Annotated in this window: 11 protein-coding genes; 10 read left to right on the top strand and 1 reads right to left on the bottom strand. The window is 70.8% G+C overall.

All coding sequences use genetic code 11. The features are described 5' to 3' along the window. Positions 1 to 85: 85 nt before the first annotated feature. The 9 genes from ctaD to VQ02_RS17665 all read left to right on the top strand — a co-directional run bounded on the left by ctaD (position 86) and on the right by VQ02_RS17665 (position 10,033). On the top strand, positions 86 to 1,714 hold the full coding sequence (gene ctaD, locus VQ02_RS17705) for a cytochrome c oxidase subunit I (protein WP_048445528.1): 1,629 nt from the start codon (positions 86 to 88) through the stop codon (positions 1,712 to 1,714). A gap of 124 nt (positions 1,715 to 1,838) precedes the next feature. Further along, complete coding sequence (locus VQ02_RS17700) at positions 1,839 to 2,789, top strand: heme o synthase (RefSeq protein ID WP_048445527.1); 951 nt, start codon at positions 1,839 to 1,841, stop codon at positions 2,787 to 2,789. 33 nt (positions 2,790 to 2,822) lie between these two features. Further along, positions 2,823 to 2,969 (top strand): hypothetical protein, encoded by a 147-nt coding sequence (locus tag VQ02_RS38260; RefSeq protein ID WP_167350765.1) that lies wholly within the window; start codon positions 2,823 to 2,825, stop codon positions 2,967 to 2,969. A 22-nt stretch (positions 2,970 to 2,991) separates the two neighbouring features. Then, positions 2,992 to 3,582 (top strand): cytochrome c oxidase assembly protein, encoded by a 591-nt coding sequence (locus VQ02_RS17690; protein WP_048445525.1) that lies wholly within the window; start codon positions 2,992 to 2,994, stop codon positions 3,580 to 3,582. Between the two features lie 164 nt (positions 3,583 to 3,746). After that, on the top strand, positions 3,747 to 4,604 hold the full coding sequence (locus tag VQ02_RS17685) for a cytochrome c oxidase subunit 3 (protein ID WP_048445524.1): 858 nt from the start codon (positions 3,747 to 3,749) through the stop codon (positions 4,602 to 4,604). 108 nt (positions 4,605 to 4,712) lie between these two features. After that, positions 4,713 to 5,081, top strand: coding sequence for a DUF983 domain-containing protein (locus VQ02_RS17680; RefSeq protein ID WP_048445523.1), 369 nt, complete (start codon positions 4,713 to 4,715; stop codon positions 5,079 to 5,081). Then, positions 5,078 to 5,869: an SURF1 family protein gene (locus VQ02_RS17675; RefSeq protein ID WP_048445522.1), complete on the top strand. Its 792-nt coding sequence runs from the start codon at positions 5,078 to 5,080 to the stop codon at positions 5,867 to 5,869. Before VQ02_RS17680 ends, VQ02_RS17675 begins: the two co-directional genes overlap by 4 nt. A gap of 101 nt (positions 5,870 to 5,970) precedes the next feature. After that, a complete protein-coding gene (locus VQ02_RS17670) occupies positions 5,971 to 8,961 on the top strand; it encodes a penicillin-binding protein 1A (RefSeq protein WP_048445521.1) in 2,991 nt (996 codons plus the stop codon). 28 nt (positions 8,962 to 8,989) lie between these two features. After that, positions 8,990 to 10,033 carry a hypothetical protein gene (locus VQ02_RS17665; protein WP_048445520.1) on the top strand — a complete coding sequence of 348 codons (1,044 nt, stop codon included), beginning with the start codon at positions 8,990 to 8,992 and terminating at the stop codon, positions 10,031 to 10,033. 7 nt (positions 10,034 to 10,040) lie between these two features. Here the strand turns inward: VQ02_RS17665 and VQ02_RS17660 are convergent, their stop codons facing one another. Further along, entirely contained in the window at positions 10,041 to 11,294 is a 1,254-nt protein-coding gene (locus VQ02_RS17660; protein ID WP_048445519.1) for an Hsp70 family protein, read from the bottom strand. Positions 11,295 to 11,453: 159 nt separating this feature from the next. On the opposite strand from VQ02_RS17660, the gene VQ02_RS17655 reads away from it, so the two are divergent. Continuing rightward, positions 11,454 to 11,657 (top strand): CsbD family protein, encoded by a 204-nt coding sequence (locus tag VQ02_RS17655; RefSeq protein WP_048445518.1) that lies wholly within the window; start codon positions 11,454 to 11,456, stop codon positions 11,655 to 11,657. The last annotated feature ends 232 nt before the right edge of the window (positions 11,658 to 11,889 follow it).

The raw sequence follows: 11,889 nt of genomic DNA, 5'->3' as shown, positions 1-11,889 counted from the left end.
CTCACCTGCGCGGGGCGACGCGATCCGGCGTCCCCCGCCCGCAACCGACAGACCGACCGAGACACACCTCGAAGAGGCTGACTCCATGGCTCACGCCGCGACGGCAGGGCACGACCACGCCCACGACCATACCCCACCGTTCTTCCAGCGCTGGTTCAACTCGACCAATCACAAGGACATCGGCACGCTCTACCTGCTGTTCGCCTTCTCGGCGGGCATCGTCGGCGCCTTCCTGTCCTTCGGCATCCGGATGGAGATGGAGCAGCCCGGGCTGCAGTACTTCTCCAACCCGCAGACCTACAACGTGTTCGTGACCGGCCACGGCCTCATCATGGTGTTCTTCATGGTGATGCCGGCCCTCATCGGCGGCTTCGGCAACTGGTTCGTGCCGCTGATGATCGGGGCGCCCGACATGGCGTTCCCGCGCATGAACAACATCTCGTTCTGGCTGACGGTCGCGGGCTTCATGAGCCTGGCCTGCTCGCTGTTCGTCGAGGGCGCCCCCGGCGCGGACGGCGCCGGCACCGGCTGGACGGTCTACCCGCCGCTCTCCACCGCGGGCCACCCGGGTCCGGCGGTCGACTTCGCGATCTTCGCCCTGCACCTCTCGGGCGCGGGCTCGATCCTCGGCGCCATCAACTTCATCACCACCATCCTGAACATGCGCGCGCCGGGCATGACCCTGCACAAGATGCCGCTGTTCGCCTGGTCGATGCTGGTGACCGCGTTCCTGCTGCTCCTGTCGCTGCCCGTTCTCGCCGGCGCGATCACGATGCTGCTGACCGACCGCAACTTCGGCACGACCTTCTTCGACCCGGCCGGCGGCGGTGACCCGATCCTGTACCAGCACCTGTTCTGGTTCTTCGGCCACCCCGAAGTCTACATCATGATCCTGCCGGCCTTCGGCATCGTCTCGCACATCATCTCGACCTTCTCGCGCAAGCCGGTCTTCGGCTACCTGGCGATGGCCTACGCGATGGTGGCGATCGGCGTCGTCGGCTTCGTGGTGTGGGCCCACCACATGTACACCGTGGGACTCACGCTGCAGACCCAGTCCTACTTCGTGTTCGCCACCATGGTGATCGCGGTCCCCACCGGCGTGAAGATCTTCTCCTGGATCGCCACGATGTGGGGCGGCTCGATCCGCTTCACCGCCGCCATGCACTGGGCCGTCGGCTTCGTGTTCCTGTTCACCGTCGGCGGCGTCACCGGCGTGATCCTGGCCAACGCCGCGGTCGACCGCTACCTGCACGACACCTACTACGTCGTGGCGCACTTCCACTACGTGCTGTCGCTCGGCGCGGTGTTCATCATCTTCGCCGGCGTGTACTACTGGTTCCCGAAGATGACCGGCCGCATGATCCCCGAGTGGGCGGGCAAGCTGCACTTCTGGCTCGCCTTCATCGGCGCCAACGTGCTGTTCTTCCCGATGCACTTCCTCGGCCTGGCCGGCATGCCGCGTCGTTACGCCGACTATCCGGATGCCTTCGCGGGCTGGCACTACGTGGCGACGATGGGCGGCCACATCTTCGCCCTCGGCATGGTGGTGTTCGTGATCGGCGTGGTCATCGCCTTCCGCTCCAAGGAGCGGGCCGCGGACAATCCCTGGGGCGAGGGTGCCACCACCCTCGAGTGGACCCTGTCCTCGCCCCCGCCCTTCCACCAGTACGAGACCCTGCCGGTGATCGTGGACGAGCCGTCCCACGCCCACTGACGCGAGACGAGCGAGGGCCGCGCGACCGCGGCCCTCCGCTCTTCCCCCGAGCGCCCCCGAGCGGGCGCTCCGGCGAGGAGCGCGACACCCCAATCCACACGAGACGATGGCCGCGACACCCAGCATGACCTCCCTCACGAACAGCGCGATCTCCGACCGTCCCTTCGTCGAGGCCCAGAGCTCCGGCGGCGAGGTCGCGGATTACTTCGCGCTCCTGAAGCCCCGGGTGATGGCGCTGGTGATCTTCACCGCCCTCGTCGGGATGACGGTGTCGCCGTCGCACGTGAACCCGGTGATCGGGGCGATCTCGCTCCTGATGATCGCCGTCGGGGCCGGCGCCTCCGGCTGCCTCAACATGTGGTGGGATGCCGACATCGACGCGGTGATGACCCGCACCCGCACCCGGCCGATCCCGGCCGGCCGGATCCAGCCCGGCGAGGCCCTGTCCTTCGGGCTCACGCTCTCGGTCGGCTCGGTGCTGGTGCTCGGGCTCGCGGCGAACTGGCTGTCGGCGGGGCTCCTCGCCTTCACCATCGTGTTCTACGCCGTGATCTACTCGATGTGGCTGAAGCGCGCGACGGCGCAGAACATCGTGATCGGCGGCGCCGCCGGCGCCCTGCCGCCGATGATCGGCCAGGCGGTGGTCACCGGCACGGTCGGGATCGAGAGCACGATCCTGTTCCTCATCATCTTCATCTGGACCCCGCCGCACTTCTGGGCGCTGGCGCTCGTCAAGGCCGGCGAGTACGCCCGGGCCGGCATCCCGATGATGCCGAACGTCGCCGGCCCCGACTCGACCCGCCGCCAGATCGTCGCCTACTCGGCGGTGCTGGCGCCGCTCGGCCTCGCTCCGGTCGCCCTCGGCTTCGGCGGCCTGATCTACGGCGTGGTCGGCCTCGTCGGCGGGCTCGCGATGCTGGGCCTGAGCGTCCAGGTGCTGCGCCGGCGCGACGGCGAGGCCGCCAACAAGGCCGCCATGAGCCTGTTCGGCTTCTCGATCCTCTACCTGTTCCTGCTCTTCTCCGCCCTCCTGGCGGAGCAGGGTCTCGGGCTGTTCCGGCCGGTCCTCGGCTGACGGCTTTCCTAGGTTGATCCGGTGATGAGTGCGGTGCCCAAGCAACTGACTCCCGAAGAGATCCAGCGCCGGCGCAAGCGTTCCGTGGCGATCGCGCTGGTTCTCGCCGCCCTGGTGGCGATCTTCTACGTACTGACGATCGCCAAGCTCGGCCCTCAGGTCCTCAACCGGCCGCTGTGACGACCCGCGAGGCGTTCCCGTCATGACCGATCCGCGCACCCGCAACCGACAGGCCCGCAACACGGCGCTCGCCTGCCTGGGGATCGTGGTCGGGATGACCGCGCTCGCCTTCGCGTTCGTGCCGCTCTACGACCTGTTCTGCAAGGCGACCGGCTTCGACGGCACGCCGCTCCGGGGCGCGGCGGCGACCGGTCCTGTGAGCCAGGACAGCATGGTGGTCCACTTCGACACCAACGTCGCGCCCGGCCTGTCCTGGCGCTTCGTGGCCGAGACCCCGCGGGTCGAGGCGCAGCTCGGCGCGACCCAGACGGTGTTCTTCCGCGTCACCAACACCGGCACCGTGCCGAGCACCGGCATCGCCACCTTCAACCTGCAGCCGGCGCTGACCGGCAGCTACTTCGTCAAGGTGCAGTGCTTCTGCTTCAACGAGCAGACCCTGTCCCCCGGCGAAACCATGGACTTCCCGGTGGTGTTCTACCTCGAACCCGGCATCAAGGCCGACATGAACACCCGCGAGCTCACCGAGATGACCCTGTCCTACACCTACTTCGCATCGAAGAACGGCCAGCCGCAGGCCGCGCTCGCGACGCCGGCGGGGACGAAGGCCAATTGACGAGGTGACAACCGCGCCGGGGCGGCATTAAAGCGTGACCGTGAGGTGCCGACGGCGGCGGACGCCGAGGCGCCCCGCGGAAACGGACCGCCCGGCGAAGCAACGAGATTCACGGCCGGCGCGGGGCGCGACCGGTCCGAAGACCAGGCAGGAGACCCGACACGATGGCCGAGGCGCACGGGAAGCACCACGACTACCACCTCGTCAATCCGAGCCCGTGGCCGCTCGTCGGCTCGATGAGCGGCTTCGTGATGACGTCGGGCGCCGTCCTGTGGATGAAGAGCCTGACCATCGCCAACCTGGCGCTCGGTCCCTACCTCTTCTTCGCCGGTCTGGCGGGCGTCCTCTACACCATGCTGAGCTGGTGGCGGGACGTCGCCCACGAGGCCAATACCGGCGATCACACCCGGGTGGTGCAGCTCTCGCACCGCTACGGCATGATCATGTTCATCGCCTCCGAGGTGATGTTCTTCGTCGCCTGGTTCTGGGCCTATTTCGAGGCGGCGCTCTACACCGCGGACCCGATCCAGGCCTCGCGGGTCGACTTCACCGGCGGGACCTGGCCGCCGAAGGGCGTCGAGGCCTTCGACCCCTGGCACCTGCCGCTGCTCAACACCCTGATCCTGCTCACCTCGGGCACCACGGTGACCTGGGCGCACCACGCGCTGCTGAACAACGATCGCAAGGGCCTGAAGTACGGCCTGTGGCTGACCATCGCCCTCGGCGTGCTGTTCTCCTTCGTCCAGGCCTACGAGTACGGTCACGCCCATTTCGGCTTCTCGGGCAGCATCTACTCGGCGACCTTCTTCATGGCGACCGGCTTCCACGGCGCCCACGTCATCATCGGCACGATCTTCCTGGCGGTCTGCCTGTACCGGGCCTATCTGGGCCAGTTCACGCCGAAGCAGCACCTCGGCTTCGAGTTCGCCGCCTGGTACTGGCACTTCGTCGACGTGGTGTGGCTGTTCCTGTTCGCCGCCATCTACGTCTGGGGCTCGGGCGTCGGCCACGCCGCGCACTGATCCCGCCCTGCTGCGTCAGGATCATGAGAGGGCGGCGAAAGCCGCCCTTTTTCTTGGGGCGACGAGGCCCCAGATCGCGGTCACACACATGCGTGCAGGAGTAAGCCCGTGGACACCAACCGCACCGTCGAGTCACCGGCGACCGCAGGCCTGCGCGGCCGCTGCCCGCGCTGCGGCGAGGGGCACCTGTTCAAGGGCTACCTGAGCTTCCGCCCGTCCTGCGAGGTCTGCGGGCTCGATTTCCGCTTCATCGATTCCGCCGACGGCCCGGCCTTCTTCGTGATGTCGATCGTCGGCATCGTGGTGGTGGCGCTGGCGATGTGGGTCGAGTTCACCTACGAGCCGCCGATGTGGCTGCACGCCGCCCTGTGGGTGCCCCTCTCGGTCGTGCTCAGCCTGATCCTGGTGCGCCCGCTCAAGGGCATGATGGCGGCGCTGCAATACGCCAACAAGGCTGCGGAGGGACGCTTCCGGTGACGGGAGGGCGCCGTTCCGCCCTGCGCGATCTCCTGGCGCCCGGCCTCGCGAGCCTCGTCTGCCTCGCCATCCTGATCGGCCTCGGCACCTGGCAGCTCGAGCGCAAGGCCTGGAAGGAGGCGCTGATCGACCGGATCGTCGCCCGCTCGCGGATCGAGCCCCCGGCGCCGCTACCGGCCTTCGACGCCTTCGATCCGGCTAAGGACGAGTTCGAGCGCGTGCGCGCCACCGGCCGGCTCCTCCACGACAAGGAAACCCTGGTCCACGGCCTCGCGCCGGGCGACATGCCGGGCCGGGCGCTGCAAGGCTACTATGTCGTCACGCCGCTCCGGCTCGACGACGGCCGGACCGTGCTCGTCAACCGCGGCTTCGTGCCGACCGAGCTCAAGGATCCGGGCCGCCGCGCCGCCGGCCAGGTCGAGGGCGAGACGACCGTGACCGGCATGCTGCGCCAGAGCGAGGCGCGGGCGATGTTCGTGCCGGCCCCGAACCCGGCGACCGGCGAGTGGTTCAACCGCGACGTGCCGGGCATCGCCGCCGCGAAGGGGCTCGGTCCGGTGGCCCCCTACCTGATCGAGGCCGACGCAACGCCCATTCCCGGCGGCTGGCCGAAGGGCGGGCAGCTCCGGGTCGACCTGCCGAACAACCACCTGCAATACGCCTTCACGTGGTTCGGCCTCGCCGTGTGCCTCGTCGGCGTCTTCGCGGCCTTCGCGCTGCGTCGCCTGCGCGGCGACGCTGTGGACGGCACCCGCGCCGCCGCGGGTGCTCCCCCGCCCCGACCTTAAAACAGCCGCGTTGTCCATGTGGGGTTCAGGCCGCCGGGCGCTTCCTGCCGCCGGCCCTCGTCCCGGCACTTGCCCGGCCCTCGCCCGGCCCCTGGTCCTCGATGAACGCGATCCTCATCAAGCTGTTTGCCACGGCCCTGACGCTGAGCCAGGTCACCACCCGGCCCGACGCGATCCGGACGCAGTTCGATCCGGCCAAGGACGGCGCGGAGGTGGTGCGCCTCCTGCGCGACGGCTGCGCCCACATGCGCAAGGCGTTCGACATCGAGGACATCAACCTCGACGACCTGATCTCCACCGCGATGGAGGACCCGAAGGCGGTCGCGGGCGAGTCGAAGCTCCTGCACGGCCTCGACATCGGTGAGCTCAACACGAGCTACAAGCAGTTCTGCAAGGGCGAGAACCCGGCGAACTCGCCCTTCGAGGCGCGCGCCGTGATCGAGTTCTACAACAAGGCGGTCGCCGACCTGCCGGACGCGAACGCCCTCAAGACCCTGCGGCTGCCCGGCGCGACCACGATCCTCGACGGGCGCGGCACCCGCTTCTCCGAGACCTTCGAGCCCAACGGCCGCCGCATCGCGGTGCCGATCGGCGAGATCCCGGCCCTCGTTCAGAAGGCGTTCATCGCGGCGGAGGACAAGCGCTTCCTCACCCATCACGGCATCGACGAGCGCGGGGTGATCCGCGCCTTCATCGGCAACCTCGCCTCGCCGGGCCGGCCGCAGGGCGGCTCGACCATCACCCAGCAGGTGGTGAAGAACCTCTCGGTCGGCGACGACGTCACCTACGAGCGCAAGATCCGCGAGATGATCGTCGCGGCCCGGGCCGAGCGGGTGATGACGAAGCCGGAGATCCTCGGTCTCTACCTCAACGGGATCTATCTCGGCCGCGGCGCCTACGGCATCGAGATGGCGGCCCGCAGCTACTTCGGCAAATCCGTCCGGGACCTGACCGTCGCCGAGGCGGCGCTGCTGGGCGGCATGCCGAAGGGCCCGAACTTCTACAGCCCCGACCGCTACCCCGACCGGGCGCGGGAGCGGCGCGCCTACGTGCTCACCCGCATGAAGGAGGAGGGCGCGATCACCGAGGCCGAGATGAACGCCGCGCTCGCGGCCCCCCTCGGCCTCGCGCCCTTCGCGCGCCTGCGCCAGGAGGCGGGCTTCCACTTCGTTGACCACCTCACCCGCGAGGCGCGGACGCTCGCGGGCCTCGATTCCCTCACCGCCAGCGCCTTCACGGTGCGCTCGACCCTCAATGCCGGGCTCCAGACCGCGACGGAGGGCATCCTGCAGGAGAGCCTGTCGCGCTACGAGGCCACGACCGGCCGCGCCCGCTACGAGGGGCCGGAGGCGAACCTCGCCGACGCCGTGCGCCGCGTCGAGGCCGCCGGCCCGGCCCCGGAACCCGAGCCGTCCCCCGCCCCGGAGCCCGCACCCAAGGGCAGGAAGGGCGCCAAGCAGGCCGCCAAGCCGGCGAGGCCCGCGGGTCCCAAGCCCGCGTGGCAGCGGGCGCTCGAGACCGCGCGCCTGCCGCTCTACGACGTGCACTGGCCGGCGGCCGTCGTGCTGTCGACCGGCGGCCAGGGTGGCGTGCGGGTCGGCCTCGCCGACGGGCGGGTCGCGAGCCTCAACCCGGGCGCCGCCCGCGGGCGGCTCTCCCCCTACGATGTCGTGCGGGTCAAGCTGTGGGAAGGCAAGGGCGCGCCCCGGGCCGACCTGCGCGTCCGGCCCCAGGTCCAGGGCGCAGTCGTGGTGCTGGAGAACCGCACCGGGCGCATCCTCGCCATGGCGGGCGGCTTCTCCTACCCGCTGAGCCAGCTCAACCGGGTGACCCAGAGCGTGCGCCAGCCCGGCTCGACCCTGAAGCCGCTCACCTACCTGGCGGCGCTCAACGCGGGCCTGCAGCCCAACACCCTGGTGATGGACGCCCGCGTGACCCTGCCGCCGATCGGCGGGGTGGGCGATTCCTGGTCACCGAAGAACTACGAGGGCGGCGGCTCCGGCCCGACCACCCTGCGCCGGGGCCTCGAGCACTCGAAGAACCTCGTCACCGCCCAGCTCCTGAAGGGCGGCATCGCCGAGAAGGCGCCGGCGAGCCTGCAGCGGGTCTGCGACATCGCCCTGGAAGCCCAGCTCTACGCCGAGTGCGAGCGCTACTACCCCTTCGTGCTCGGCGCCCAGCCGGTGCGGATGATCGATCTCGCGACCTTCTACGCCGCCATCGCCAACGAGGGCGAGCGGCCCTCGCCCTACGGGCTCGAGACCGTCGCGCAGGGCGACACGGTGCTCTACCAGCACGCCGACCGGCCGCTCGCCCGCGTCGGCTCCGCCGACCGGGTGGCGTTCTACCAGCTCAAGAGCCTGCTTCAGGGCGTGACGCAGCGCGGCACCGCGGCGGCGCTCGCCCGCTTCTCTCCCTTCGTCGCCGGCAAGACCGGCACCTCGGAGGACGAGAACGACGCCTGGTTCGCCGGCTTCACCAACGAGGTCACCATCGTGGCCTGGGTCGGCTACGACAACGCCGACGGCAAGCGCCGGACGCTCGGGCGGGGCCAGACCGGCGGCCACCTCTCGGTGCCGATCTTTGCCCAGGTGCTCCAGGCCGCCTGGGCCAACGGGGTGCCGAAGACGCCGCTCGCCGGCCCGAGCCCGGAGGCGAGGCGCCTGATCGCCGACGCGCCGATCGACCTGCGCTCCGGCAGCCGGGTCGCCGGCGGCGGCTTCATGGAGCATTTCCGGCTCTCGGTGGACGGCCGCCTCGCCGACACGCGCTTCCGCCTGGTGCCGCAGGAGACGCTCTACGCCATGCGGCCCGACAGCGACCAGGACGGCGACGCCTTCGAGGGCGAAGGTCAGGCTCAGGCCCAGGCACCGGACGAGGCGCCGGACGCCGACCGCTACGATCCCTTCGGCGCGCTGTTCGGCCGGCCCGAGCCGCGCCCCTATGCCCGCCGCGCCCAGCCGGTGCCGGCGCCCGAGCCGATCTGGCCCGGCGCCCGCAGCCGCTCGCCCTTCGGGGACGACGACGAGTACGTCCGCCGGCCGCGCCGCCGGGACCCGGACTACCCGTTCGGCGACGACCCGACCTACTGACCTCCCGCAAACGACCAGGACCACACCCGTGCGTGACTGCCTGACGGCGCGCCCGCGCCTCGCCTCCCTCGTGCTCGCCGCCTCGCTGGCGGCGCTCACGGCCTCGCCCGCCCTCGCCCAGTATCGCACCAAGGACGTGCCGGCGGTGACGGGCCTCGATCCGGCCGGGATCGCGCCAGGCACCATCGCCTTCACCGACCACCGCGACAATCCCGCGAATCCGGAGAGCGGCCTCGTGCCCTTCGCCGAGTGGGGCAAGCGCAGCCCGGCCCAGAAGGCGCTGCTCGCCCCCCACCCGGCCTACGTCGAGCCGGACTACACCCAGACCGTCAACGGCGTCGCCAAGCAGCGGCACGAGGCGCTCAAGGTCTACGTCGCCGAGGCGCGGTTCATCGTCCCGCGCAGCGCGGACCGCATCGACCTCAAGCGCTTCGCCACGATCCCGTTCGTGTCGCGGATGGATCCGGCGATCAAGCACAAGTCCCTGAGCCCGGCGGACGCCACCCCGACCAAGGACCCGGCCGCCGCCTTCGCCCGCCGGCCCGACCGGCCGTGGTGCGAGGCGCCCGACACGACCTGCATCGAGTCGCGCTACGACCTCGAGGGCAAGCTGCCCCTCGGCGTGCGGCTGGCCAACAAGCTCGAGGACGGGGGCAAGAAGATCGCCGAGTTCGTCTCGTTCCAGAGCGAGATCCGGGTGCTGCCGCCGGAGGAGGCCGGCAAGCTCGCGCAGCTCACCCGGATCGAGGCGCCGGTGGCCGGGGCGCTGGAGCAGAACATCTTCTGGGTCAATCAGATCCTGCGCTTCGGCAAGTTCCTGGCGGTGCTGCAGCCGGTGGCGGGCGATCCGGCGAAGACGGCGGTCACCGCCTACATGACGCTCGGCATCAAGGCCGACGTGCTCGACCGCAAGAAGGAGTACGAGCGCGTGCCGGTGCTGCGCAACCTGCTGCCGGCCCAGGTGCTGATGGGCAATTCCTCGTTCAACACCGGCACCTCGATCAGCGCCGGCCTGCCGACCTACGCCCGCAACCGCATCGCGGCGTTCGCGGACGCGCTGGCCAAGGAGTAGGCGCCCCCTACCCGTAGCGCCGCGCCGCCTCCACGGTGAGCCCGAGGCCGACCGACCCGAAGGTGTCGCCCTCGACCACCCGGGCCTCCGGCGCCGCCGCCAGGATGGCGGCGCGGACCGGGGCGAGGCGCGTGGAGCCGCCCGTGAGGAAGAGGGCGTCGATGGCGCCCGGGGGCAGCCCGGCGTCGCGCAGGCAGCGGGCGATGCAGGTCCCGATGCGGCGGGCGAGGTCGGCCGAGTGCCGGGCGAGGTCGGGGCGGCCGATCTCGGCCCGGAGGCCGGGCTCGACCCAGCCGAGGGGCAGGTCGACCCGGTCGATCTCCGACAGGGCGATCTTGGCATCCTCGACCTCCATCGCCAGGGTATGGCCGCGCTCGGCCTCGATCACCGCGGCGAGGCGGTCGATCAGCTCCGGCCGGGCGACCTCGCGGCGCAAGGTGCGCAGCTCGCGCAGGGTCCTGCCGTCGTAGAGCCGGTTGATCTGCGACCAGGTGGCGAGGTCGTGGAAGTAGGCCGAGGGCACGTCGAGGCCCGGCCGGCGCATCGGGCTGCCGAGGCCGAGGAGCGGCATCACCTGCCCGACGCTCAGGGTGCGGTCGAAATCCGTTCCGCCGATCCGCACGCCGTCATTGGCCAGGATGTCGCCGGCACGCTCCACCGCCCGGTGGCGCTCCGGGCTCAGGCGCACCACCGAGAAGTCCGAGGTGCCGCCGCCGATGTCGGCGATCAGCGCCACCTCCTCGCGGTCGAGGCCGCGCTCGTAGTCGAGCGCCGCGGCGATCGGCTCGTACTGGAACGACACCTCGCGGAAGCCGACCTCCCGGGCGATGCCGGCGAGCGCGTCCTCGGCCCGGCGATCCCCCTCCGGATCGCCGTCGACGAAGTGAACCGGGCGGCCGTGGACCACCTGGGTCAGGGCCTCCCCTCCCTGCGCCTCCGCCCGCCCCTTCACGGCGGCAAGGTAGCGGGCGATCACCGCCCGGAACGACAGCCGCCGGCGCCCGACCGGCGTGGTCTCGTCGAGGAGCGAGGAGCCGAGCACCGATTTCAGGCTGCGCATCAGCCGCCCCGGCTGGCCCTCGACATAGGCCGCGATGGCGGCCCGGCCGATCGCCTCGTCGCCGGCGGGCGGGAAGAAGATCGCGCTCGGAATCGTGACCGCCTCGCCCTCCAGCCGCGCGAGGGCGAGGTGCGCCGGGCCCGTCCCGAGGAGGCCGAGGGTGGTGTTCGAGGTGCCGAAGTCGAGGCCGCAGGCCGCCATGCCGATTCTCTGCCGGTGCCGGGAAGGAGGGCGCGCGACCTACCGGGTTCCGTCGCGGCGGTCCAGCCCGGACCCCTCTGTCGCAAGGGAACAATGCTCCGTCTCGGCGGTTCGTCAGACCTGAGCAGTCGCTGAACTGCAGGATCCGAGGAGCTTTCCATGAGCAGCACCACCGACAAGATCAAGGGTCTCGCCAACGAGGCCGTCGGCAACGTGAAGCAGGGCATCGGCAGCATGACCGGCAACGAGAAGCTGCAGGCCGAGGGCAAGGCCCAGGAGCTGAAGGGCGAGGCCCAGAAGACCACCGGCGACGTCAAGGACGGCATCAAGAACGCCGCCGACACGGTGAAGAGCAAGCTCTGACCTTGCGCGCGGGCCGGCGCCGCGCCGGCCCCGCAGGACCATCCGGCCGGCCCTCGCACGTCGCGCGAGAGGCCGGCCTTTTCGTTTCGCCGCACATCCGACGGAGACCGCGATGAACAGGGATCAGATCGAGGGAGGCCTGCGCAACCTCAAGGGCCGCGGCCAGACCGCCCTCGGCGCCGTCGCCGGCCGCGCGCGGCCTCAGGCCGAGGGCGGTCTGGCCGCGGCCCTT

The organism is Methylobacterium variabile, from assembly GCF_001043975.1.
Classification (GTDB): domain Bacteria; phylum Pseudomonadota; class Alphaproteobacteria; order Rhizobiales; family Beijerinckiaceae; genus Methylobacterium; species Methylobacterium variabile.
Note: the sequence above shows the minus strand (reverse complement) of the source record. Positions and strands in the feature narration are given on the sequence as shown.

What these genes read in the sequence shown, in the direction of transcription:
- VQ02_RS17660 (WP_048445519.1), bottom strand. Translation starts at nt 11,294, where the DNA reads ATGGCGGCCTGCGGCCTCGACTTCGGCACCTCGAACACCACCCTCGGC.
- VQ02_RS17655 (WP_048445518.1), top strand. Translation starts at nt 11,454, where the DNA reads ATGAGCAGCACCACCGACAAGATCAAGGGTCTCGCCAACGAGGCCGTC.
- VQ02_RS17685 (WP_048445524.1), top strand. Translation starts at nt 3,747, where the DNA reads ATGGCCGAGGCGCACGGGAAGCACCACGACTACCACCTCGTCAATCCG.
- VQ02_RS17700 (WP_048445527.1), top strand. Translation starts at nt 1,839, where the DNA reads ATGACCTCCCTCACGAACAGCGCGATCTCCGACCGTCCCTTCGTCGAG.
- ctaD (WP_048445528.1), top strand. Translation starts at nt 86, where the DNA reads ATGGCTCACGCCGCGACGGCAGGGCACGACCACGCCCACGACCATACC.
- VQ02_RS17690 (WP_048445525.1), top strand. Translation starts at nt 2,992, where the DNA reads ATGACCGATCCGCGCACCCGCAACCGACAGGCCCGCAACACGGCGCTC.
- VQ02_RS17670 (WP_048445521.1), top strand. Translation starts at nt 5,971, where the DNA reads ATGAACGCGATCCTCATCAAGCTGTTTGCCACGGCCCTGACGCTGAGC.